Annotated in this window: 24 protein-coding genes and 1 pseudogene; 19 read left to right on the top strand and 6 right to left on the bottom strand. The window is 41.6% G+C overall.

Annotation, left to right across the window (positions count from 1 at the left end):
• Positions 1–94 precede the first annotated feature (94 nt).
• From LP107_RS08285 to LP107_RS08255, 7 genes are all read left to right on the top strand, one after another.
• Complete coding sequence (locus LP107_RS08285) at positions 95–3079, top strand: tail length tape measure protein (RefSeq protein WP_264676243.1); 2985 nt, start codon at positions 95–97, stop codon at positions 3077–3079.
• 2 nt (positions 3080–3081) lie between these two features.
• Complete coding sequence (locus LP107_RS08280; RefSeq protein WP_112742180.1) at positions 3082–3417, top strand: phage tail protein; 336 nt, start codon at positions 3082–3084, stop codon at positions 3415–3417.
• Between the two features lie 77 nt (positions 3418–3494).
• Positions 3495–3896 carry a hypothetical protein gene (locus tag LP107_RS08275; RefSeq protein ID WP_112742181.1) on the top strand — a complete coding sequence of 134 codons (402 nt, stop codon included), beginning with the start codon at positions 3495–3497 and terminating at the stop codon, positions 3894–3896.
• Positions 3897–3916: 20 nt separating this feature from the next.
• Positions 3917–4630 (top strand): phage minor tail protein L, encoded by a 714-nt coding sequence (locus LP107_RS08270; protein ID WP_112742182.1) that lies wholly within the window; start codon positions 3917–3919, stop codon positions 4628–4630.
• 58 nt (positions 4631–4688) lie between these two features.
• Complete coding sequence (locus tag LP107_RS08265) at positions 4689–5462, top strand: tetratricopeptide repeat protein (protein WP_112742183.1); 774 nt, start codon at positions 4689–4691, stop codon at positions 5460–5462.
• Positions 5462–5848: a hypothetical protein gene (locus tag LP107_RS08260; protein ID WP_112742184.1), complete on the top strand. Its 387-nt coding sequence runs from the start codon at positions 5462–5464 to the stop codon at positions 5846–5848. The genes LP107_RS08265 and LP107_RS08260 overlap by 1 nt, the downstream gene beginning before the upstream one ends.
• A 55-nt stretch (positions 5849–5903) precedes the next feature.
• Positions 5904–6695, top strand: a complete 792-nt coding sequence (locus LP107_RS08255) for an NlpC/P60 family protein (RefSeq protein WP_112742185.1) — start codon at positions 5904–5906, stop codon at positions 6693–6695.
• Here LP107_RS08255 and LP107_RS08250 read toward each other — a convergent pair.
• Positions 6670–6867 carry a hypothetical protein gene (locus tag LP107_RS08250; RefSeq protein ID WP_046698401.1) on the bottom strand — a complete coding sequence of 66 codons (198 nt, stop codon included), beginning with the start codon at positions 6865–6867 and terminating at the stop codon, positions 6670–6672. The genes LP107_RS08255 and LP107_RS08250 overlap by 26 nt on opposite strands.
• Positions 6868–7264: 397 nt before the next feature.
• Between LP107_RS08250 and LP107_RS08245 the strand changes: the two are divergent.
• The 6 genes and pseudogenes from LP107_RS08245 to LP107_RS08220 form a co-directional block, all read left to right on the top strand.
• Positions 7265–7405: pseudogene (locus LP107_RS08245) on the top strand (tail assembly protein); the annotation flags it as partial.
• 26 nt (positions 7406–7431) lie between these two features.
• Positions 7432–8991, top strand: a complete 1560-nt coding sequence (locus tag LP107_RS08240) for a phage tail tip fiber protein (RefSeq protein WP_264676244.1) — start codon at positions 7432–7434, stop codon at positions 8989–8991.
• A complete protein-coding gene (locus tag LP107_RS08235) occupies positions 8988–9347 on the top strand; it encodes a hypothetical protein (protein ID WP_115368637.1) in 360 nt (119 codons plus the stop codon). The genes LP107_RS08240 and LP107_RS08235 overlap by 4 nt, the downstream gene beginning before the upstream one ends.
• The gene (locus tag LP107_RS08230; RefSeq protein ID WP_264676217.1) at positions 9344–10438 is read left to right on the top strand and encodes a hypothetical protein; all 1095 of its coding nucleotides are present in this window, start codon (positions 9344–9346) and stop codon (positions 10436–10438) included. Before LP107_RS08235 ends, LP107_RS08230 begins: the two co-directional genes overlap by 4 nt.
• A gap of 213 nt (positions 10439–10651) precedes the next feature.
• Positions 10652–11035 (top strand): hypothetical protein, encoded by a 384-nt coding sequence (locus tag LP107_RS08225; protein WP_264676245.1) that lies wholly within the window; start codon positions 10652–10654, stop codon positions 11033–11035.
• 49 nt (positions 11036–11084) lie between these two features.
• A complete protein-coding gene (locus LP107_RS08220) occupies positions 11085–11780 on the top strand; it encodes a M15 family metallopeptidase (RefSeq protein WP_112742188.1) in 696 nt (231 codons plus the stop codon).
• A gap of 242 nt (positions 11781–12022) precedes the next feature.
• On the opposite strand, the gene LP107_RS08215 is transcribed toward LP107_RS08220, so the two are convergent.
• Positions 12023–12598 (bottom strand): GNAT family N-acetyltransferase, encoded by a 576-nt coding sequence (locus LP107_RS08215; protein WP_078273522.1) that lies wholly within the window; start codon positions 12596–12598, stop codon positions 12023–12025.
• Positions 12599–12659: 61 nt separating this feature from the next.
• Positions 12660–14054 carry a DUF3482 domain-containing protein gene (locus tag LP107_RS08210; protein WP_078273523.1) on the bottom strand — a complete coding sequence of 465 codons (1395 nt, stop codon included), beginning with the start codon at positions 14052–14054 and terminating at the stop codon, positions 12660–12662.
• 206 nt (positions 14055–14260) lie between these two features.
• On the opposite strand from LP107_RS08210, the gene LP107_RS08205 reads away from it, so the two are divergent.
• A complete protein-coding gene (locus LP107_RS08205; RefSeq protein WP_078273524.1) occupies positions 14261–15406 on the top strand; it encodes a beta-ketoacyl-ACP synthase III in 1146 nt (381 codons plus the stop codon).
• A 70-nt stretch (positions 15407–15476) separates the two neighbouring features.
• Here the strand turns inward: LP107_RS08205 and LP107_RS08200 are convergent, their stop codons facing one another.
• Complete coding sequence (locus LP107_RS08200; RefSeq protein ID WP_078273525.1) at positions 15477–16043, bottom strand: AAA family ATPase; 567 nt, start codon at positions 16041–16043, stop codon at positions 15477–15479.
• 57 nt (positions 16044–16100) lie between these two features.
• Between LP107_RS08200 and trmA the strand changes: the two genes are divergently transcribed.
• Entirely contained in the window at positions 16101–17234 is a 1134-nt protein-coding gene (gene trmA, locus LP107_RS08195; protein ID WP_112742810.1) for a tRNA (uridine(54)-C5)-methyltransferase TrmA, read from the top strand.
• Positions 17235–17284: 50 nt separating this feature from the next.
• Here trmA and LP107_RS08190 read toward each other — a convergent pair whose 3' ends face one another.
• The gene (locus LP107_RS08190) at positions 17285–17869 is read right to left on the bottom strand and encodes a type ISP restriction/modification enzyme (RefSeq protein WP_162860464.1); all 585 of its coding nucleotides are present in this window, start codon (positions 17867–17869) and stop codon (positions 17285–17287) included.
• A 101-nt stretch (positions 17870–17970) separates the two neighbouring features.
• On the opposite strand from LP107_RS08190, the gene LP107_RS08185 reads away from it, so the two are divergent.
• On the top strand, positions 17971–18882 hold the full coding sequence (locus LP107_RS08185; RefSeq protein WP_078275357.1) for an IS982 family transposase: 912 nt from the start codon (positions 17971–17973) through the stop codon (positions 18880–18882).
• Here LP107_RS08185 and LP107_RS08180 read toward each other — a convergent pair.
• Positions 18830–23344 (bottom strand): type ISP restriction/modification enzyme, encoded by a 4515-nt coding sequence (locus tag LP107_RS08180; protein WP_264682752.1) that lies wholly within the window; start codon positions 23342–23344, stop codon positions 18830–18832. The two genes, LP107_RS08185 and LP107_RS08180, sit on opposite strands and share 53 nt — an antisense overlap.
• A gap of 175 nt (positions 23345–23519) precedes the next feature.
• On the opposite strand from LP107_RS08180, the gene prfA reads away from it, so the two are divergent.
• From prfA to LP107_RS08165, 3 genes are read left to right on the top strand one after another with little or no spacing between them, the layout of a single operon-like run.
• Positions 23520–24599 (top strand): peptide chain release factor 1, encoded by a 1080-nt coding sequence (prfA, locus tag LP107_RS08175; protein ID WP_112742189.1) that lies wholly within the window; start codon positions 23520–23522, stop codon positions 24597–24599.
• A complete protein-coding gene (locus LP107_RS08170) occupies positions 24599–24958 on the top strand; it encodes a hypothetical protein (RefSeq protein WP_147287360.1) in 360 nt (119 codons plus the stop codon). The genes prfA and LP107_RS08170 overlap by 1 nt, the downstream gene beginning before the upstream one ends.
• Complete coding sequence (locus LP107_RS08165; protein ID WP_078273528.1) at positions 24958–25197, top strand: DUF2798 domain-containing protein; 240 nt, start codon at positions 24958–24960, stop codon at positions 25195–25197. Before LP107_RS08170 ends, LP107_RS08165 begins: the two co-directional genes overlap by 1 nt.
• Positions 25198–25230: the final 33 nt, after the last annotated feature.

Below are 25230 nucleotides of genomic sequence, written 5' to 3'. Positions count from 1 at the left end.
CGGTTTCGTGTAAATATTTGGCTTTTTTTTATTTTCTCATCTATTCATTTTTAACCGCTTATCTGATATGGGCGGTTTTTTATTGGATAAAATTATGACAAAAGCCTATTCCACCCTAACCATCAAATCGGTAACAGACACCGATGATGAACGCCTTATCACAGGCATTGCCACCACGCCCAGTACCGACCGAGATGATGACATTTTAGAGCCAACAGGGGCAAAATTTGCCCTACCCATTCCTCTCCTATGGCAACACAACCATAACCAACCCATTGGCGAAGTGATACAGGCAACCATTACCGACAAAGGCATTGAGATTGTCGCCAAAATTGCCAAAATCGCTGAGGGTACGGCAATGGGGGCGGTGTGGCTTGCTAATATCGCCAAAAATTCTGCGTTGGTTACTTCATTTGTTGGCTTAACTTCGGCAACTTTGGCGAATACCAAAGCAAGTATTTCCAACGCATTTAGCGTGCAGGGTCAAATCAACGCTTACAATGTACTATCCACTCGCTTGATGTTACTAAGGCTTACCAAAGCCCATTATATTGACCTAACCAAGACCGCCATAGCGACCACGACCGCTTATGCTCGCTCATTGGTTGGTCTGGCGACCAGCTTTAACACCGCCACAGCGTCCGCACGGCTACACACACTCGCCCTAGCAGGGGTTACGACTGCCAAACGAGGTGCAATGGGCGTGGGTATTCTCGCCACTCGTGCGGTTACGGGTCTTGGCGGTGCGTTTATGTCGCTTGGGCGAGTGATTATGGCTCACCCCATCATCGCCTTAACCGCCGTCATTGGAACGGTCATTGCACGCACCGAAGGACTGGGCGGTGCGGTCAAGTCATTGGGCGATGCGTTTAGTGTTGCGGGTATCTTGGCAAGCGATTTTATTGGCGGTGTAGTAGATGGTCTGGGTATGGCTTGGACGGCAGCAGACAACTACTTTAACAGCTTTATGGGCGGCTCAGCTAACGCTACCAGTTTCGCCCAAACCGCCTTTGGTGGATTTTTTGCAGGTACGCAAAAGGGCTTTGTGGGCGTGGGTCAAATCATCGCTCGTACTTTTGATTTGGGCGGTGCTACGGTGGTTTGGTTTGTCAATAGTGCCAGTAAAAATATCAGAGCATTAGGCGTATCAGTTGTTAATGTTTTTAAAGGCATTGGTAATTTTGCGATTAGCGTTTTTGAAAAAATCGTACACGGCATTATTGATGAAATTAATTCTTTGTCAAAGGGGGCTAATTTTGTTTTGGGTGCATTTAGCGATAAATCCATTCCGATGATTGGTAAGGAAAGTTTTGCTCGTTACACATACGCCACGCCTGACTTTGGTAGTGCTGGAAATATTGCCAGTTATAATTCACATTATTTGGAAAATAAATGGGTTGACACACATCAACAAATGCAAGATAAAGCCAAACAAGCAAGTAGTGCTAATTTGGCTTTGGGAACTTCTTTAAATAATGTAGCAAGTGCCAGCGAAAAAGCAGGTAAGGGAGCGAAAAAGTTAGCAGATGCCAACAAGCAAGCTACCAAAGCTACCGATGATTTGACAAAAGCACTGCAAAAAGCCTATGAAGACCAAATGAGTGCATGGGGCAAGACTTTGTGGGATTTGAAAACGCCTTTTGTAACCGAACTTAGCCAGTTGGAATATGAGATTAAATATGGGAAGTTCCAAGGTCTTGGCGAAACCCTGCAAGATGAGCTTAGAAAATGGGCAAAAAAAGTGGATGTAGATTTGGCTGATTTTGAGATAAGAAAAATTCTTGAAGCCAATAAACGAGAAGTAGAGTTAATGTATTCACATGGCTCAAAATACTTAGAAATGCTTTATGACTTAAATGATGAATACAATAAGTTGTCACTTGCGAGTGAAACAGCAAAAAGAGAAATGTTGCAATCAGCAATATTCATTGACTTGAAAAACTGGGAGAAAGACACCCAAGACCAAATCAATGACATCGGCAGAGAATTAAAAGCCTTGTCCGTGCCTGACGGCATAGCAAGAGAATTTGTGATTATTGAGCAACAGCAAATCCAAACCCTTGAAAAATATAATTATCTTTTAAAAGATGGCTATACTGATTATTACAATGCAGTCAAAGAAGGCTTGGATATTTTGGCGACTGACCAAAAAAGACTCGTTATTACCAAGCAATACAACGACTTGGTGCAATCCTTAAAAACCGATGAACAAAAACGTCTTGACACGCTCAAAGAACAGCTCAATGTCTTAACCGCCCACAATCAAGTCATGGGGGCAAATCTTGACATTGAACGAGCCAAACAGCTTATCAGTCAAGGTGTGGGACTTGCCACACCTGCCAACCCTTACAAAGAGCTAAATGATAAGACGGCAAGCCAATACGCCAGTTTGGATGCAGGGTTACAGTCGCTATTGGATAACGAGCGTTTGACTGAACAGGAGCGTATCAATATCAAGCAATGGGGAGCGGACGAACGGTTAAAGATTGAGAAAGCCCATAGTCTTGCCATGAATGCGTTGGTGCTTGGCGATGGGGAGACGATGTTTAGCGGTCTTGCTAGCATTACCAAAGATGGATTGGGTGAGCAGTCTCGGCTGTATCGTGCCATGTTTGCCATGCAACAGGGCTTTGCGATTGGCACAGCATTGCTTAATATGCACAAAGCAATTTCTGATGCTTTTGCACAAGGCACTACGCTTGCTGAGAAATTTGCAGGCATTGCTACCGCCACTGCACAAGGGGCTAGAATTGTCAGTGCGATTAAGTCAGTCGTTATGCCTGTCGGTCAAGCCCATGACGGCATCATGAGCGTGCCAAAGTCGGGTACTTGGAATTTGGAAAAAGGCGAACGAGTGTTACCTAAGCACACCGCCCAAAATTTGGATAATACCTTGAACCGATTGCAAGGTCGGGGCGATGTCAAAATCATTGTCAATAATTATTCCAATGAAAAAGCCGAAGTGAGCCAACAATCAAATGGTGATTTTCTAGTAACGATTGGTAAGCAAATGCAACAAATTGCACGCTATGAGATTGCTGAATATGACCGCAAACGTAAACGTCAAGGTTGGAGTTAATTATGCACCTAAAAACCTTTAAATGGAAAATGAACATGGGAGCGTCTGCCGATGTTCGCCATAACGTTACTAAGACCCAATTTGGCGATGGCTATACCCAGCGAGTGAGTCATGGTATTAACAACAAAATCAAAGATTGGAGTGGCGAGAAAACGGGTGATTATGATACCGTCATCAAGCCAATCATGGATTTTTTAGATGAGCATGGGGGTGTTACCCCTTTTCTTTGGACTGACCCCCACGGCGAAACTAACAAATATGTTTGTCAGGATTACAAAGAAAGTCAGCGAAAAGGCAACTTTTGGCAGATTAGTTTGAAGTTTGAGCAAGTTTTTTAATTTTATCTCGACGAAATAAATTTCGTCGAGATAACCCACGCCCTTGATTATCAGGGGCTTTTTTAATGGAGAACGCTATGAGCGAACAAAACCTAACCACCCTAAACCGCACCGAAGTCCAAATCCTACAAGCCTTTATTTGGCAAATGGACGCTTGGCAAAGTCAATATGGCGAAAAAGCCGACACGGTAGAAATCGTGTATTTTCCCGAAGATAAAGGCTTTGATGTGTTTAACAACGAACCCAGTCACGGCATTATCAAACGCACCCGCACCACCGTGTTCCGTGCTGATATTATTGCTTGGGCGAATAATCAGCTCAAACAACTACAAGGCTTTGGCAATGAAAACACCGTAACCGCTTTTGTGGTGTCTTATAAAAATGGCGAATATGGCGTTTTGGTGGAAGTTGTCCCAATGGCAAGTTTGGCAGACGAAACCGAGCCAAAAGACGAATCAGCTAACGAAAACCAAGCGTAATCAAAACTTGTGGGGCAAATATGAGTTTAACCGCCGATTTTCAAAAATTATCCGTAGATGGACTAATTACCTTGTTTGAACTGGATGCAAGCCGTCTTGGAGCGGGCATTTTACGCTTTCACGGACACAATCACGACAAAAATGATGGTGTGATTACCTTCCGTGGCAGAGAGTACACCCCTCAAGCCCTAAATGTCACAGGGCTTGAAATGCGGTCAGACGGTAAGGCAAGCACCCCCACGCTGACCCTTGCCAATAACATCGCAGGGGTGCAAGGTGCGGTGTCGGCGTATTGCTTGCAGTTTAGCGATTTTGCAGGGGCGAAGCTTACCGTCATCACCACCCTTGCCAAATACCTAGATGCGGTTAATTTTGACGGTGGCAATCCAAATGCCAGCGATGAATGCAAAGAGCAAATTTGGTTTGTGGAACAAAAAACATCAGAAAACGCCCAGCAAGTTACCTTTGAATTATCCAACCCCATTGACCTTGAAGGCTTAAAAATCCCCGTCAGAGAGATTACCAATTATTGTCATTGGGCGGTAGTGGGTAAGTATCGCGGCGAAGAATGCGGTTATACAGGTGTAGCCATGTTTGATGAACACGACAACCCTACCGACAACCCCATCATGGACAAATGCGGTGGGCGTATGAAATCGTGCGTGTGCCGATTTGGAAAAAATAAGCCCTTGCCCTTTGGCGGTTGTCCTGCCAGCAGTTTGATTGGAGCATGAATTTGTCAAGTTTTAATAATATGTGTTATAATGAAACGCCCTTAGTGGAGATTTGCTCATGCAACCAAAACCTAAAACCCAAGAAGCCTATGAATTTTTACAAAACTATCAAGGACTAATCAACCCTGATAATTTGCAGTTTCATCGCTGGTTAAGTCAAGATGTTCCAAATCTTTTGAATGTAGACCCTAAAAGTGCTTATGTTTTAAAGTCATTTACTTACATCTTAATGGGTAATCCTACTCAGGGTTTGTACGCCATGCAAAATGCTAAACAACTAGGCGACAGACACGCCACGCAAAATATCATGAATATTTTACACAGCATGGGTAGATTTGATGAGAGCAATCAATTTGCCAAAGAAATATTGCAACAAAACCCCCATGATTTAGAAAGCGTGTCATTATTACTGTCTCACGCCCTACTGCATTTGGATATTAATAAAGTCCATGAAGCCATGCAATATTATCAAGGGGACAACCAACAAATCATGCACAAAAGCCAAATGTATATCCAAGAAATTAATAAAAGAATAGATATGATTAATGAATTAAGCATATCCAAAAAAACGGTTGTTGATATATTAAATCATATTTATGTGTTTTTGTCGGATAAATATGTGGGCGATAATTATTTGTCATTTGATTATGGTTATACAGAAATTGGGGGGTATTTAGAGATTAATGTTTGTTTAAATAATTTATCTGCCGATGATTCTGTGTCTCTACAAGACGGATTTTTAGATGAGCTGATTGACAGCGAGTTAGATTATCGTGATTATAAAGACATCTTAGTTAACTTTTCATCAGAATGTGGTACGGAGCGTGCCTAATGTCAGTAACAACGACCGACTTGCACGAAAGCATCAATCTGCTATTTGGCGATATTGATAGTACATCGTCAGAGGCACTTTGGCGAGCGTATATCAATCGCAGTTATTATGCGGTTTTTCATGAATTAAGATTGGCAATGGAGCAAGCAGACATTAGTACTAACCAGTACAAAACAGGCACACATGATAATTTATACATGATATTGGACGAAATGGCAGTCAGAGACAAGCCTATTAAAAAGCTGGCGTTGCAATTTAAAGATTTTTTAAAAAAGCGACACAAATCAGATTATAAATTGCATGAACACATTACTTGGACGGATGTTGTCATGGCTCAAAAATACGCACGAGAATTGCCAGAGCTTATCGCAAAATATATCAAATAACCAAACATAATACACCAACCGCCTCCAAAAGGCGGTTTTTTATTGGACAACATAAATGAAACTCACCAAACAATTAAAAGCCGACATCATCTCCCACGCCCTTGACTGCTATCCTGCTGAGTGCTGTGGCGTGATTGTGAATGATAATTACCTGCCTTGCACCAACACTGCCACAGGCAATGAGCAATTCATCCTTTGCCCCAAAGATTTTGCAAAAGCGGAAAGCATAGGCGAGATACAAGCCGTCGTCCATAGCCACCCTGACGGCGGTGTGTTGCCGTCTGATTTGGACAAGTTACAAATTGAACTGCATGGTGTGCCGTGGGTCATCGTGGCGGTATCCAAGCAAGATTATGGCGATGAGCCTGCCTTTGGCGTATATGAGCCATGTGGGTACAGACCGCCACTACTGGGGCGAAATTATATCCACGGCGTGCAGGACTGCTATGCCATCGTCCGTGATTTTTATCGCCGTGAATTTGGCGTGGACTTGCCCGACTTTGAGCGAACAGACGCTTGGTGGGAAATTGAGGGCCACGAACCCTTATACGAGAACAATTTTAAAACAGCAGGCTTTGTGGAAGTAGGTAAAGACAACCTGCAATATGGCGATGTGCTGCTTTGCCGTGTCGGACGGACGCACCATGTCAATCATGCCTTGATTTGGCTTGGCGATAAGGGTGTACTTAAAAGTGAGACTACTCCGCCTTGCGTGGGCAATACCCTAATCTTGCACCACCCCTACGGACGGCAAAGCGTGCGTGAGATTTATGGCAAAGGGTGGGCGGATAGGGTTGGGCTTGTCGTGCGTCATCATTCGCTCATAAAGTCTGCCCCCACGCTTTGACAGCTTGCATGATAATGGCAGAGCGTGAAAGTCCTGTTTTTTCAGATAAAACAGTCAGCTCGTCAATAAATTCGGTGGGAAACTTATAGCTTGCCACCTTTACGCCACGTTTGGCATCAGAGTCAGCTTGAATTTGAGCTTTGGTTTTTGGAGTTTTGACAATTTTAGGCATGATGCTTGACCTTTGTTTTAAAATATTTTATGATAATAGGTAAGGAGTGGCTAGGCGTTTCCACCTAACCTGCCTTGGCGACTGGTACTCGCTTTAGGCTTTTACTGTTAGTAAGCTGGATAGCTTAGCAACAGCAGAGCGATGATTACGAGGATTTCAAGGGTCGTTTTCATCGTTTTACTCCTTGTTATAATGGTAACGATGGCTACCATCTTACCAATCAAGCAACCCTTGCTTGATGTGTTATATTATAGTAAATACTACATTAAAAGTCAAGTAATTATTACAATTTTTTTATAAAATTGTTGTAATTATTTGGCTTTTTTGTTGTCCAAAATAACAGATTTTTAACCGCTCATGACTTATCATGGGCGTTTTTCATTGGAAAAACCAAGTCATGAAAACCATCATCTTACACGGCATCTTAGCCAAAAAATTCGGCAAATCTTTTAAATTGGCAGTGGGCAGTACAAAGGAAGCCATGCGTGCCTTGTGCGTGCAGCTCATCGGCTTTGAAGCGTTTATGATGAACGCCCATTTGATGGTAATTTTAGTAATTTGCGTGTGATTTGGTATGATGACGATAAAAACTTTGTTAAGGGGCAAATCATCGCAAGGGGTGGGGATTATGCGACTTTTAACAGCGAAAATGCCAGTTTTGTCAGAATTTCAAGTTACTGGACACGCACCGACAATAATGTGTGGCAGATGCAGGTGGCGGGCTTGGCAAGTGATGTCAATGCCAATCTTGAAACTCTACGCCAAACTTTGACCGATGCCGACATTGCCCTAAGTCAGCAAATCACCGCAATGGACACGGCTTACAAATCGGCTGATACCGACATCACAGCACGCCTTGCCCGAGAAGAAACCGCACGAGCAAATGGCGACAATGCCAATGCTCAAGCCCTGCGTACGCTAGAAAGCACCGTGAACGGCATTGGTGGACGGGTTGGTACAAGTGAGGGCAAAATCGCAAGCCTTGAACGCACCACAAGCGATTTGAATGGAGCGATTGCCACCGCTCAAAACGAGTTGAATGCAAGATTTGACAATTTGACGGTGGGTGGGCGGAATTTATTACTTAATACCCAAGCCCTAAACCCACTTTGGACACGCCCCACCAGTATTGAAAATGGTGTGGCAACCTTTGTAGCTACTGGCAGACTACTGGCAAGCACTCAACAATCTGATAATGTCCAAGCATTAGAAAACGGTAAGGTTACCATTAGCTTTACCGCTAAATCCAATCGAGACGGTAGATTGCATATTAGACTACGCCGTTTTAATACAAACAATCAATTAAGCGATATCGCCCAGTATATTGCCATTGATAGTCGTGAATTTAAGCGTTATAGCTTAACATTGGATTATAGTAAATGGACAAATCAAGAGCGTGTAAACTTTGAGATTGCAACCTATGAACGGGCAGGTTTTGTGTGCGAAGTTAAGTTACCTAAATTAGAAATTGGTACAATACCAACAGACTGGACACCCGCACCAGAAGATTTGCAAGCTGATATTGACGCAAAAGCAAGCTCGGCAAGCCTTGATGAGTTTAAACGCACACAGGCACAAAAAGACACCGCCACTGCCCAAAAACTGTCCACACTGCAAACCACCGTAAACGGTCAAACCACAAGCATCAGAAATGTTGAGCGGTCAGTCGATGGCGTGCGTGCGATTAAGGCGGTAACGGTGGACAATAACGGCGTCATCAGCGGTTATGGTTTGATGAGCGAGCTACAAAACGGTCGTGTGACCAGTCAGTTTGGCGTGAATGCTGATAGCTTTTTCGTCGGCAGTCCAAGAAACGGCAAAAAGCCATTTGCTACTTACACCCAACCTACGGTGATCAATGGCGTGCGTATTCCTGCTGGTACGTACATCAACACTGCTTTTATCGCCAACGCCAGCATCACCATGGCGAAGATTGCCGACAGCATACAATCTGATAACTATGTGGCAGGGCGGCAAGGCTGGCGACTGTTCAAGGACGGTCGTTTTGAGCTGAACAACACTTTTGGCGACGGTTCAAGTCTTGAACTAAACTCTAAAGGCTTAATCGTCTGGTATGACAAGGCAAGGGGTAAAAAAGCGGTAGAATTGGGGATTTTCACATGATAACAGGACTTAAAGTTTGGGACAGACAAGGTCGTGAGATAAGTAGCATTACTGGCAGATATTGTAAGTTTGTCGGTTCTGCTATTATCACCAAACCTGAAATAAAGAGAATCCATTACGATGTTCCTGAGGGTGCCACACGCATTGTGGTACCCGTGTATCTAGGCAGAGTGGATGAGATCAACCAACCCGAGCATGTTTCAGAAGAAAAAGGAGGAGAAGAGGATGCTTATTCTTATACTTATGAGTTGTGGCAAGCCAAGGTACGCATCTACAGAACAGGATTTTCTTACAACACAAGAGGTCAAGAAGGCAAGAAGCAGACGCCCATCAAAATTTACTGGGGGTACATATGAGCTTTCATACTTATAATAGGGCAGGTCAAAAACTGTTAGACAGTGATGAATTAGTTTTTAATTTTGTGATGTCAGGCAGATTGACACGACTGTTAGACAAGCCATTTGAGGCTAATAAAAGAGTATATTCGCACCGAGCCAAAAGGTTGATCATCAATTCAAGAGTAAGGACAACTGTAGCAGACATATACAGTCCTGAATATTGTATGTATTATATCGATGTACCAAGAGCTGTCAGCCCTCTATGTGCGATATATTACGATGACCTGGCAGAGAATTGTAATCCAGTAGTATATCTAAATACAGGCTATGTCGGCAGTACAGCAAGAATGATGTTCTACTCAAATGGCAGACTGTCAGATGCTGAGCTTGCCAAGTTTCAGATTTATATTTTTGATGTGGTGGCGACAGAAAAAGAAACTACCGTGGGCATGAATTTGTATGACCGTGAGGGCAATGTTACTTTTAGCAGTCGAAGCCAGCCGATGAGCGTACATACTAAGTATGTCTATGACAGTATACCTGACTCTTACGCATATGTCACAAAACGCGAAGCGTCATTAACTGAATACGGCTATTTCTCAAGAAGCAAATGGGAGGATTATTATTATCTTTCAAAAGGAAACCATAAGTCTGAGATGTGGAACAGATTGAATTCAGGTACAAGAATTAGAGACCTTGTACCTTCAACGATAAACTCCAAGTCTGCGGGTCTGCCCTCTGCAAAAGTTAGATATCTAAGATATTACCCAGCCACTGCAGCTGAATTAGCAGGCTATATTATTAGCATCAATAACGGAGGTTTGCCAAATCCTGTAGAGGGTGATCTGTTTCCAACTTTGGGTGGTCATTACACGCACATGGCTAATAAGCATGTGCTAACTCACACGCCGATATTGACAGCTATCGGCTGTTCAGACAAGCCAGCTGTGCTATTTAGTGTGCCCTTTGATGACATCAAAAGAGATGGCACGGTCAGACACGGTGGTACTTTGCCTGACTCTAGAAGAGTAATATTTACTGGACGCACATCTTTTGATTTTGTTGATATACAAAATTTGCCTTTTCCATTCACAAGGAGACCATCATGACACAACACCACTCCCATAACCACCACCGCCCATCACTGATGGGCTTTTTTATTGAGTAGAGACAAACCTATTTTATGGGGCTAATGCCCCTTTTTTATTGGAGAGACTATGAACGAAAATCAATGGTTACGATACGATAATACACCCCATATCATAGACGTTTCCCACCATTAGTATGTTAGCTCCGCAGGGAGCTTTTTATTGGAGTAAAAAATGCCCGAAACCTTAACAAAAGCCATACCTTTTTTAACCAAACTATTTGCGTTAATCGTGGGCGGTCTAATCAGTCTTATATTAAGTGGCGATATTAATCTTGATAGAGACGATAACGCCAGTCTAACCCTAAACTTAAAAATCATCATCAAAATCACTTGTGCAATCGGTTTAGGTTTGTTTGCAGGGGAGTTTACTATTGATTATTTTGATTTTGAGCATTTGAACTACTATGCACAAGCATTGTTTTATTTGATTTTTTCGGCATTCGGTATGCTTGTTTTTGGCACGGTCTATCGCTCTTGGCAATTAACCACTTCTGATAAAACATTGTCCCAGATTGTAACCGAAATTAAAAACATTGTTAAAGCATTGATTAAATAATCTTGTTATTTTTAACCGCCCCGAATGGGGCTTTTATTTGGAGTAAATTATGAGTAGTTATGTCAGTCAATTACAGACCCGCTTAAAAGAAGCAGGACTATATACAGGCAAAATTGACGGTATCGCAGGCAAATTAACCGTCAAAGCGGTAGAGCTTGCGATCAAACGGGGTGTTTGCACCAAAGATGAGCAAAAAGATGTATCGGTTATCCATGCCACCGACCCAACGGTGGACGGAAACGAACACTTGTTAAACTTGACGGACAATGCGGTGGATATTGCACCCAAAAACAAGCCAACTTATAGCCTAAGTGAGTTAAGTCTAAGCCGTCTCAAAGGCGTAAATCCCAACCTTGTCAAGGTGGTTAAGCGGGCGATTGAAGTCACAGGCGTAGATTTTAGAGTACAAGAAGGCTTACGCACCAAAGAACGCCAAGCTCTACTTGTCAAGCAAGGCAAAAGCAAAACAATGAACTCACGCCATCTCACAGGGGATGCTGTGGACCTGGTGGCGATTGTGGACGGTCAGGTATCGTGGGATTTTAACCATTATTACACGATTGCCCAAGCGATTGCCCAAGCAAGCACCGAGCTTGGCGTGTCGGTGCGTTGGGGTGGGGCGTGGACGGTCATCACAAACAAAAACGGCACACCGCAGGAGTGGGTCAAGGCGTACAAAGCCGAACGCAAAAAACTTGGCAAAAAAGAGTTTTTGGACGGCGTACATTTTGAAATCCCTGCTTAAATAAACCATAACCCCTGACTAGGTATTTCCCTAGTCAGGGGTTATTTTTTTGCGTAAAATTTGCGGAAATTTTTATTTAAAATAAATTAAGTTATTGATTGATTGGATATTTTATAAATAAAATATCCAATCTATCATCGGGGCAAGGCTAATGCGTTTATTATCTTTAAAATCAATCATTTGGTAAAATCTTGTGGTTGTATTGGGCAGATGGTTCACGGTTGTTTTATGCATTTATGGTTTTAGGGTATGGCTTTGAATAACCAATGTAACGCCAGATCATCTCGTTTGGGTTTGCCATTATTACCGTCATCAGGAAAGGGCATGCTCTCGCCCGTGAGCTGATAACCACGCCGTTCATAGTAGGCGAGCAGTTCGGGGCGGTGCGATAGGATGGACATGGCACAGCCGTCTAAGGCGTGGCGTGTGGCGTGTCGCCCTGCAAAGGTCTCGACCGCTGTCAGTAGGGTGTTGCCCACGCCTTTGCCTTGGAGTTCGGGCGAGACGGCAAAGGTGCCGATGTAGGCGACATTTTTGTCGTGCATGGTGGTAAACTGCATTCCGATACATGCCAAGATTTGCTTGCCACTATCAAGCTCTGGCTCAAACACGAAGACATACGACCCATCGGCGGTGATGGTCTTTTCTATCTCGGCTAAGGTGGTGCGAATACCGCTGATAAGCTGACTTTCGTTTGTCCAGCCTTCATCGTTGCGGTAACAGCGGTTTAGAAGCGTGACCAAAGCTTGAGCGTCGCTGATGTCGGCTTGGCGTAGGCGGATGTCATCGGTGCGGATAGTTGGGGCAGATGCGGTCATGATATGTCCTTGGTGTGTTGGTGTTATGGCAATGAGTGTCGCCGATAGGGCAGGCGTGGCGTTAGCGTGATTTTTCCATGTTGCCCAGATGGGTCAGCAGGATGTCGCTGAGCTTGTCCGATAGCTCGGAGCGGACGGCTTTTTTGTCATCATAACGCCCGTCCAGACTGCTATAATGTGGATAGGCACGAGCTTTTTTAAGCGGCGTGGGGAGCTTGCCTGCTTGCCACACCAGCGTGTCATGATGATGAGTGCTGATGATGTCAAGGCTAGCATGCCCTAGGTGGCGTAAGGTGTAATGCAGGTTTTGGCTTTGGATGGCGAGCAGGGCAAGCGTTTCATTGTTGATGGTCAGGGTCTTAACGCCCATCGCTTTGTCCTTAATGGTACCGCTGTTAGGTAGTAGTCCACCAAGCACGCCCCCGATGGCGGTGCCTAACCCCAGACTTGCCCCAAGGGTCGCCACGTCAATGCCTGCCCCAACTATCATGCCTGCCATGCTACCACTGGCGGTGCGAATGCCATAACGGGCAAGCAGTTCACTGTCAAAAATATCCTGCTCGGCACCCGTGACGGCAAATTCGCCATGCTCGGTCTGTACATGATAAAATTTATACAAATCCAACAGCTTTTGTTGCATGATGTCAAAGGCTTGACGGGTGGCGTGTTGCATGGTGGTGAGAGTGGGTGTGGGGTCGTCATCTCCCCCGATTTTTTTGTGAAAACTTGCCACATTAACGAGAAAATCAGCAATCACCAAACTGCCCATCTCCGCCATGTCTTGCCATAGTTCGGTGCGTTCGTGCTTTAAGATGGCAAAGGCAGGATGATGAGTGAGTGTGCCTAGGTTGTCCCATAACGTCATCTCGTTGGCAAAGTCAAAAGCGATGGTATCAAAGGACTGATAAGCATGCAACGCCCGCCGTGATAGGGTCTCACGCCAGTCATCGAAGTTTGCCCGCTCATCTTTGATGAAGTTAAATACAGGCAACACAGGCACGCCCGAGCTTGCCAAAATCGCCAGCTCGTCCTTGTATTTGGACAGCACAGGCTCACGCACGTCCACGACATAAATGGCGACATCGGCAGAGAGTAGGGCGTTAATGACTTTGGCTTCTTGACTATAATCATAGCTCAGTTTGGGGTCACTGCTTGCAACCGCCCTTAAAAAAGCTTGCAATCGCTCCACGCCATCGGCTCGCCCGTCGGTGTGTTCATGCAAAAAATCCATCACGCCCGAGCCGTCTTCTAAGCCGGGGGTGTCATACAGGACAACCAAGGGCTTGCCATCGTTGGCATAGAGCGTGACGGCTTCGACATGGCGGGTGGTGGCGGATGCATTTTTGACTTCGCCAAATTCACCATCTCGGAGCAAGGTTCGCATGAGTGATGTTTTGCCGACATTGGTGTGTCCGATGACGATGAGCTTGATGGGCGTGGCAGGTTGGTGTGACATAATGAACGGTCGTGATAAATTGGCTTTTATTATAAAATAAATGGCAAAAGAATGATAGTCAGATGATGACTGATGGCAATTTACTTTTAATAAAAGACTACAAATGTATGCTGTTTTTTATGAAAAAATGTGTTAAACTAGGCAAATAAATTTGTAACTAAATTTTTCAAACACAACATAATACATAAGGCAAAAGCGGAGTATCTATGACCATTTGCATCACCGCCACAGGGCTACACATTCCCAAAGACAAAATCACCAACGAAGAGTTGGTAGCGACATTTAACACTTATGTGGATAACTATAATGAAGCCCACGCCCAAGCCATTGAATCTGGCGAAAAGGTCGCTTTACAGCATTCTACCGTAGAATTTATCGAAAAAGCGTCAGGCATTAAGTCTCGCTATGTCATTGATAAAAAAGGTATTTTAGACCCGAACATCATGGCACCAATTTTCCCTGCTCGCAAACTTGGCGAAGAGCTGTCTATCATGGCAGAGATGGGGACGGACGCACTCAATCAAGCCTTAGCTAATGCTGGCTTAGAAGGCAAAGATTTGGACGGGATTATCTGTGCTTGCTCCAACTTTCAGCGTGTCTATCCCGCCATTGCCATTGAGATTCAGCATGCGGTGGGTATGGTGGGCGGATTTGCCTTTGATACCAACGTGGCGTGTAGTGCGGCGACTTTTGGTATCGCCCAAGCGGTCGGTATGATAAAAGGCGGTGTCGCCAAACGCATTGCCGTGGTCAATGTCGAGATTACGTCCGCTCATCTCAACTGGCGTAACCGTGATAGTCATTTCATCTTTGGCGATGTGGCGGCGGCGACCATCATCGAAGAGACCGATACGCCAAAAGGCTATGAAGTGCTAGATAGCAAGCTGTGGACAGAGTTTTCAACTAACATCAAAAACGAATTTGGCTTTATGGATAGAAGTGAATTTTTGCACGCCAAAACATCCATGTATCCTGACCTAGACGAGCCTGTTACCGATAAATTATTCTTACAAGAAGGGCGTAAAGTATTCCGTGAAGTCTGCCCCAAAGTGTCCGAGATTATCAGCACGCATTTGGCAGAAAATAACATCAGCACCGATAAAGTCAAAAAACTGTGGTTACACCAAGCTAACATTAACATGATTGATTTGATTTTGCGTACCGTCATGGGTAAAGATGCTGACAAATCACTTGCTCCGATTGTCATTGATGAGTTTGGCAATACCAGTTCAGCAAGTCCGATGATTGCGTTTCATCGTTGTCAAGATGGCATTGCCAGCGGTGATTTGGCGGTAATTTGCTCGTTTGGGGCAGGGTATTCGATTGGTTCGGTGATTGTTAAGAAGGTGTGATAAAAATCATTGATATAATAAAAAGAGCGGATGATTTTCGCTCTTTTTATTGTTATTAAAATTCATAAAATTAAAGATTTTTTAATAATTCCCCAACTTGTTTTATTCTATTTTCCAAATTTCCCGAAATGGCGTGATAAGTTAATTGGCGGTTTTCTAATTCTTTAATAATCGTTTGTCGCATTTGCTGTCGCCCATTGGGTAAATCTCTCATGCCATCATCTATCCATGTAATGCCAATCTCATCGGTTACTAAAATCAAATCATATTGGTTATTTAAATTATCCAAAATAATATCAGGCGTTTTATTAAAATAATGCTGACTATAAATATGTAGTAGTAATAATGACGTATCGATAAAACAATAGCGATGGGCAGTGGCAACCGCATGCTTCTCGCTGTCCATTTGTCCTTGTGAGATGGGCGTTAAATCATCAAAGGTGCAGACATGACCTGTTGGCTTTTGCTCTAGGTAGGTACGCAGGTATTCAGGCGTGTAAGTGGTGTTGTATTTGTCCGCTAGGGCTTGGGCGAGCGTGGATTTGCCAGTGCATTCGGCACCGATAAGCAGGATTTTTTTGACGGTCATTTTGAGCAGAATGATTTGATGGGTAAATAGGCTATTATAGCGTGCCATTTGCTTTTTGGCGAATATTTTTATAAAATGGCGGTTTTATTTGACATTAGCCATATTATGATACACACCGCCTTTACGCACGATGATTACCACGCCCAATTATCCGCCAAAATTGACCGCATTAGCACCCAATTCGCCCCGTTTAATCCGCCTGCCTTAGAAGTCTATGAATCACCGATAAGTCATTTTCGCCAGCGTGCCGAATTTAGAATTTGGCATACCGAGCGAGACGGGGCGGACGATATGTTTTATGCGATGTTTGAGCGAGACGGCAAATCAAAAAAGGTGATTGAGATTACCGATTTTGCCATTGCCAGTCGTGCTATTAACGAGCTGATGCCTGTTTTATTAAATGAATTAAAACAAAACAGCTTATTAAAAGATAAATTATTTCAAATTGATTTTTTAAATACCTTACATGGGCAAATGCTCGTTACGCTCATTTATCATAAAAAATTAGATGAAAACTGGCAAGCATTGGCAAATTCATTGGCGGATAAACTAAGTATAAAACTCATTGGGCGAAGTCGTGGGCAAAAATTGGTATTAGATGATGATTTTGTCATTGAAAAAATGAGCGTGGATATAAAAGGGCAGTCCCAAGATTTTTATTATCAACAAATAGAAGGTGGATTTAGTCAGCCTAATGCTCATGTGTGCCGTCATATGCTAAACTTTGCCTGTGATGTGGCGGATAATATTAGCCAACATAATAAAAAAGATTTGTTAGAACTATATTGTGGTAATGGTAATTTTACCTTGCCGTTATCTAAATATTTTAATCAAGTTCTGGCAACCGAAATGGCAAAATCATCGGTCAATTCTGCCAAATGGGCGATTGATTATAATAAAATCGCCAATATCGCCATTGCTCGCTTATCCGCCCAAGAATTTAGCCAAGCTCATAATGGCGAGCGTGAATTTAGAAGACTTGCCGAGAGTGATATTGATATTAAATCTTATGACTTTAATACCGTCTTTGTCGACCCGCCACGAGCAGGGATTGATGATGAAACCTTAAAGATTTTGGCAAATTTTGACAATATCATTTATGTTTCATGCAATCCTGATACTTTATTTGAAAACTTGAAATTTTTAAATCATACCCACGAAATAAAACGCTTTGCCTTATTTGACCAATTTCCCTATACGCACCATATAGAAAGTGGGGTGTGGCTTAGTAAAAAATAAAACTCAAAAAGTATAAAAGCGGATAAATATTTTATCCGCTTTTTATTGTATTACTCAATCACAAGACTGGGCAAATTATTCACGATATTCATACTCTCAATACTTACCGTTATGACACGAAGTAATAACTCTAAGGGATAATGAGCATTATTCATCGTCTCTATTGCCCAATCATTGGCATTATTGGTGATACCACTGGCTTTATCGGTTTTAATGGACTGGCGTTCCATTACCCATTCTACCCCTGATTTGCCATTGACGATATAATCATAGGCTTGTAATGGGATATTGCTTACAGTATAATTATCATTATAAATAATTACCGTTTTATCATCTTCATTTTTGCCTGTTTGTGGATTTTTACGCTTGGCAAATTTCATTTTGGTTACATAAAAATCATCGTCATCACCGCCAGTTATTTTGTCATTATCAATACCAATACCGCCTTGTAATTTCACATTATCATACATCATCACGCTTTCATAATTCAAATGCAAATTCGCCAATGCTCGCCCTGCTTTTTCAAATGCCAAAAAGTCATCTAGCGATTTGACTCGTGGAATGCGTGGCAACTGCTTGGATAAATTATCGGCATAGCGTTCACGGTAATCGGTGCTATGGAGTAATCCATAAATACCCCACTCTCAACTAACACACCACAACAAGCAGGGTGCTTGAAATAAAAACAACATAGCCCAATCCAATGTTTCACCACAAAACAGTCGAGGAGTAGGCTATGTCGTATGATGATTTTATCATTGTTGTCTATCTTTTGGTAGAGGCTTTGTATCAAAATATTGTAACCAAACCTCTAAGAAGCAAAGGCTTTTTGCCTGCCTTGTCTGACACAGAAATCATCACCATGGAGCTTGTGGGTGAAAGTTTAGGTTTTGACACTGACAAGGAGATTTGGGCTTACTTTAAAAACTGCTATCAACACTATTTCCCCAAATTAGGCTCATACCCAAACTTTGCCAAACACTGTGCCAACTTGGTTTGGGTTAAAGACAAAATGATGAAGGTACTTGGCTCTTTGTGTATTCTTGACAATCAAGACAGCCGTCCCACTAAGCCTTATTTGATTGACAGCTTTCCTTTGCCTGTCTGTGTCTATCAAAGAGCAAAAAGACACAAATCTTTTAAGGGGGTTGGGAGCTTTGGTTATTGTGCCAGTAAGAGCGAACACTACTTTGGGTTTAAAGCCCATTTACTCACAAACCAAGACGGTCAAGTGATTGCTTACACATTAACACCTGCCAATACAGATGACAGACAGGTAGTGTTTGAGTTGACACAGTCCTTGCAAGGAGGGCAAGCCAGTTTGGTCTTTGGGGATAAGGGTTATTTATCCAAAGCATTACAAGAGGAACTTGCTAAGTTGGGGGTTGATCTACAAACACCTCTTAGGGATAATATGAAAGAGGATAGAGGTCAAGGTTTTGTGTCTTATCTTAAACGAACAAGAAAAACCATTGAAACCGTCATCTCTCAATTATCACAAAGATTTAATGTTCAAACCACCAAGGCAAGAGACTTGTGGCATCTGTCCAACCGTTTTATTAGAAAACTCTTAGCTCACAGTCTTTGTGTACAAATCAACAAACAACTTGGCAATCCACCCTTAAGGTTTGAGATGATTTTAAGTTGAGAGTGGGGTCATAAATATAATAAAAGATGCATTCTTTACTAATTTCTGCACCATTATAAAATTCTTTAAAATGAGCTAAGGCTTCATCACTAATGGCGGATTTTTGGGTATAATCGCCATTGTTGTTGGGTTCGTAAATATGCAATGGGAAGCATTTTGTATCGCCAATTAAGTGATAATCTGGGATTGTATTTGTTATGATAGTAGAAAAATCTTTCTTGTTGGCTAACGATAAACATATTACTAAATTTTCGCACTCCGCTTTTGGATAAATTTTGTTATTTAAGGTTCTTTCAATCCAAAACTTATCAAAATAAACATTTTGGTAAAAAAATGGTCTATACAAGGCTTTTCTTAAAACACTTATATTAAATTTTGAATTTAAATGTCTTTGAATGAATTTTTTGGTGTTATCACTCCAACTAATTCTTTTTTCGTCTAAATTTAAAGTGTAATCACCGTTACTTGATACATGTTTTTCTAATTCTGAATTGTAAAAACTAATACACAACTTCATTTGATTTAATAGGTTTGTTTTTGAGCTATTATAAACCCATTTATCACGACTTGTTGCAATACCATTAGAATAATCTAAAAATATATTCAATTTACCGTTTTCATACATTGAAATATATTTATCAAAATCGGTATTGCGATGATTTATCCAGTCATTAAATTCATCTGGAATAATTGTTTTCCAGTGTTTAATCCCATCAATGGATTTAAATTCATTGATTATTGATAATTTTTCATCACGACTTAAATAATCGCCAATATCATAAAAATAAATATTACCATTTTTTGATGATTTTTTATTTTTTACCAAAACTGATATGGCGACAGGTTCTTTAATTGACCCTTTATCTTTATCATTATTACCAAATACATTATCTTTTTCTTTTCTTCTGAGTTCACCAGAAGTGTTGGCATTACCCCGTAAATGAAAAACATATAGACTGCTAAACTCATCGGATAGGCATTTTCTTAGTCCGCTATGTGCTTTACTATCAATAAATCCAGCACTTGTAACAAATCCAATAACACCATTATTTCCAATTCTATCACTTGCCCAACGAATTGCTCTAACATAACTATTATACAAAGACTTTTTTAGGGTAGTATTTGAATATTTTGCATAGCTATTCTCAATACGACTATCTAATACTGGATATTTCATATTTTCAATACTATCATTGGCACTTTTTTTACCAACAGAATAAGGTGGATTGCCCATAATCACAGTAATGTCCAATTCTTTTTGGCGTTTTTGGCGTTCGCTGTTGTCGCTTAATGTAATTAAGTCATTTTCATACATCGCAAAAGTATCTGCCAAACAAATGCCTGTAAAGGGTTTATAGTCATCAATAATGCCCAATTTATCAACCATTATACTATGATACACGCTTTCAATATTGATAGTAGCGATATAATAAGCCAATAATAGCATTTCATTGGCGTGGATTTGGCTGTATTTTATGGGTAGATTTTTGTTATCAATAATACCGCTTTGTAGCAGTCGTGTAATAAAAGTCCCTGTGCCTGTAAATGGGTCAATGATTTGTACGCCATCATCACTAAGACTTGCCTTAAACTCGGTTTTTAAAATATGTTCAATAGAATGAATAATAAAATCTACCACTTCTATCGGTGTATAGACAATACCCATTTTTTCGGACAATTTTGGAAAGGCTTTATTAAAGAAATTATCATACAATTCTTTGATAATCTTTTGGCGATGAGTAGGTTCTTTAATACCGCTGACACGAATGGCGATGGCGTGATAAAACTCATTTAATTCTTTGGTTTCTTTATCAGAAATGTTGGTTAATGCTAGGGCATTGATGACTTTATCCAATGCCACAGACATTGGATTTTTTTTGGTAAATTCTGGGTCATCAAATAATGCATCAAAAATTGGCTTGGTAATCAAATGTTGTGATAACATTTCAATCGCATCGTTATCGGTGGTTGCTGTATTTAAATCGTTGCGAAGCTGACCTGCAAATTGATTAAATGCTTGGATTTGAGCGGTATTTTCTTTATTTTCTAATATCGCTTTAATACGGTCTGTATGAGTATTTGCAATTTTGGCAATATTCTCTGCCCATTCTTGCCAATTTTTACGATTGCCACATTTTTTGACGATTTTGGCGATTAACGCTCGCTCAATATCGGTGATATTAAAATCCAATTCGCCTTGTACTGCTGGCTTATTCTCTTTTTGACCAATGGTGGATTTGCCACGAGTGGTTTTTTTATTGCTTGTGGATTTTTTGCTAATATTATTGGTAACATCAATAATTTCAATTTTATCTTTACTTGCTCCAAATTCTAATTTATTGAGTATGGCATCAAATCTATCATCGTGTGAACGCAAGGCATTTAGTACCTGCCAAACCACTTTGTAATTTTCGTTGTTGTCAAGGGCTTCGTGCGGTTCTACGCCAGCTGGAATAACGATTGGCAAAATCACATAACCCCGCTTTTTGTTGGGGGCTTTTCGCATTACTCGTCCTACCGATTGCACCACATCAATTTGTGAATTACGAGCGGACAAAAATAAAACAGCGTCCAATGCAGGCACATCAACGCCTTCGGATAGACAACGAACATTAGAAAGTATTCGGCAAGTATTATCTGGGGTATTTTCTTTTAGCCAGTTGATTTTATTTACCTTTTGGCTGGCGTTCATTGAGCCATCTATATGGTTGGCTTCACAGTTTAATTGCAATGATGGGTTTAATGTTATTTCATCTGTTTTATGTTTTTCTTTTAGTAGTTTGATTTCTTGGGCTTGATAAGCACTTACCACTTCATTAAACATACCACTAATGGTTTTTGAACTGACTTTATGTTTGCCTGTATATTTGTCAATCACTTGACAAAAGGCAACCGCTCGTTTCATTGGGTTATAATCATCGGCTAATTCTGTTTCTACACCATATTTTGATAAAGCTTTCCAACAGCCGATGATTTTGGCAACATCATCAACTTTATATTCGTTTTTATCATCATTTAATAATTTTTCTAATCGGCGGTTAATATGACTTTCGGATATGGCTAATACCAAAACTTTATAATCCACCAACAAATCTTGATTGACTGCACTGCTAAAACTGATGGTATGAAAAATTTTGCCATAATATTCTTCATTATCCATAGAATAAACAGCTTCTACGCCTTCAACATTTTTGGCTTTATCGCTATATATTCTTGGGGTGGCGGTCATATACAGGCGTTTTTGTGCTTTAATAAAATCATTATGATGAATTTTAACAAAATGGCTTTCGTCATTATTTTCAAAAGTTGCCCCTGTGGTGCGATGGGCTTCATCACAAATAATCAAATCAAATTCTTTTAAGCCTAATTGTTGGGCTTGATGAATAACTTCAATGGAATGATAGGTACTAAAAATAACCGTCATTACTGTATCATTGTCTTTGCGGTTGTTTAATTTTTCGGCTAATTTTTGGGCGTTGGTGGTGGCAGGGTATTGTAGTTCGTGTAATTGGGTTTGTAACACATCATCGCTTTTTTGTTTGCCAACATCGTTATCTGAACAGACGGCAAAGGCGTGAATGGGAATATTGCTTTGTTGTGTCCATTCGCTCAAAGATTGGGATAATAAGGATAGGCTTGGCACACAAAAAAGCACCAATTTGCCAGCCCCAGCCAGATTTTCGGCGATTTTTAGAGAAGTAAAAGTTTTGCCTGTGCCACACGCCATAATGAGCTTGCCACGATTGGCATTAAGAAAACCTTTGGTAACATCAGCTAGGGCTTGTTGTTGGTGGGGGCGTAGCGATTTTTTGGCGTGGAGAATGGGCGTGCGGTTGGGGGTGTATTTTGCCCAGTCAATGACGCTGTTTTCAAGGTCAGAACGGTTAATGATATTTACGGGAATGCTTTGGTTTTCAAGGGATTTTTCGGCATTGTCTGACCAATGGTCAGTGGTGGTAATAATCAGACGATAAGAAAAATCATTTTTGCCAGAAGCGGTAAAAAAGCTGTCAATGTCGGATTTGGCAATGCGATAATCAGCTGAATAATTTTTGCATTGAATGGCGGTTAATGTGCTGTCCTTGCCAATGGCGACAAGGTCTATGCCTGTATCAGTTTTGGGGAAATCGGGTTTGTGCTGGCTTACCCATTCGGTAAAGGGAAGTACGGTATCATAAAGGATTTTGTAATGATTTTCGGTGCTAAGATAATCAATGCACAAGCGTTCAAAATAAGTGCCTTTTTCACGCTGAGTGTGAGAAAGTGCTTGATATTGCTCTAAAATGTCCGATAATGTTTTGGTTGGTTGGTTGGTTGGTTGGTTGGTTGGTTGGTTGGTTGGTTGGTTGGTTGGTTGGTTGGTTGGTTGGTTGGTTGGTTGGTTGGTTGGTTGGTTGGTTGGTTGGTTGGTTGGTTGGTTGGTTGGTTGGTTGGTTGGTTGGTTGGTTGGTTGGTTGGTCATTTTGCAGTCCTACTGTATATATCAAGAAAATTTCTCCATTTTAACAGATTTTTAGTGATAAAAGAAAGGGGGGTTGCGATTGATAAAATTGCCAATAAATTGGTAAAACTTAATGCAAAAATTTTAAAAATATGGCAAAATAGCCTGTTTTATTTAAAAGAATTAAATCATCATCATGAAAGAATCCCTACGCCACCGCCTAGACCAAATGGCGGACAGATTTGAAGAAGTTACCGCCCTGTTGTCCGACCCTGACACCATTTCTGACAGCAAAAAATTCCGTGCTTTGTCGGTGGAACATAGCGATTTGTCCGAGCTTGTGGATGCTTGGGGGAAGTTTTGCCAAGCCGAAGAAGATTTGGCGACCGCAAACGAAATGCTTGCCGACCCTGACATGAAAGAGCTGGCACAAGATGAGATTGAAACGGCAAAATCCAAAATTGACGAACTGACCGAAACCCTAAATGTCGCAATGCTCCCCAAAGACCCCAACGACAAGGCAACGGCATTTTTGGAAATTCGGGCAGGAACGGGGGGCGATGAAGCGGCGATTTTTTCGGGCGATTTGTTTCGCATGTACCAAAAATACGCCCAGTCGCAGGGCTGGCAGGTGGAAGTATTGTCCGCCAATGAGGGCGAACACGGTGGTTATAAAGAAATCATCAGCCGTGTCTCGGGCGTGGGCGTGTATGGACGACTCAAATTTGAAAGCGGGGCTCATCGGGTGCAACGTGTGCCAGCCACCGAAAGCCAAGGGCGGGTGCATACGTCCGCTTGCACGGTGGCGATTATGCCTGAGATTGAGATTGACGACACGGTTGAGATTAACCCTGCCGACCTGCGGATTGACACTTATCGTTCAAGTGGGGCGGGCGGTCAGCACGTTAATACCACCGATTCTGCGGTGCGAATCACGCATATTCCCACAGGCGTGGTTGCCGAGTGCCAACAAGAACGCTCTCAGCACGCCAACAAAGACAAGGCGATGAAAATGCTGGTTGCCAAAATTCAACAAGCCAAAGTCCAAGCCCAAATTGACCAAACCAGCGATATGAGACGAATCCTTGTCGGCTCTGGCGACCGCTCCGAACGCATTCGTACCTATAATTTTCCACAAGGGCGAATGACCGACCATAGAATTAACTTGACCCTTTATAAATTAGATGCAATTATGGAAGGAGATTTAGGCGAATTATTGGATAGCTTATTAAGAGAGCATCAGGTAGATTTGATGGCGAGTATTGGTGGGGAATGATGAAAAAATGGGAAAGTACTTTTAATAACAATCATTTAAGACTAATGCGAGTACATATTGGTTTAATGATTTTTTATTTTATATTTTTTGGATTGGTTGCTTATTTTTTAAGTGTACTTCCTAATGAAAATTCAGAACCTGTTGGTTTTTTAAAAAATTTGATGTTAATAATGGTTGGATATAGCCCTTTGTTTGTTTTGCATTTATTGCTTGCTATTGGTGCAAAGAAAAAATTGGAACTGTCTCGCAAGATTTCAGAGATTGTTTTTGCGATTATGGTATTGGCATTTTCGATAGGCACAATACTGTCTTTATTATATTTTTTACCAAGAACAATTTGGAAAAGTAAAGAGAGTTAATGAAAATAAAAGGCTTTATTCCTGCCAAATTTACCCCATTTGTCTTTGCTTTTTATATGTCGGGTATTATGGCGTTTTTAATGTCGCTCGTGCTTGTGGCGTTTAATACAGGCTTTGGCGGTAATTATATGGTGCGAGTGTTTGGGGCGTATGTGATTTCTTTTCCCATTGTCTTTTGTTGTGTTACGGTGGTGCGTCCATTGGTGATGAAGCTTGTGGACTTGACAATTAAAAAATAGCATTTTTTTAATTGAAAATTTTTGTTAAATTAA

The sequence above is a fragment of the Moraxella bovis genome (assembly GCF_025985205.1).
GTDB classification, from domain to species: domain Bacteria; phylum Pseudomonadota; class Gammaproteobacteria; order Pseudomonadales; family Moraxellaceae; genus Moraxella; species Moraxella bovis.
This window is presented reverse-complemented; position numbering and strand designations above follow the sequence as displayed.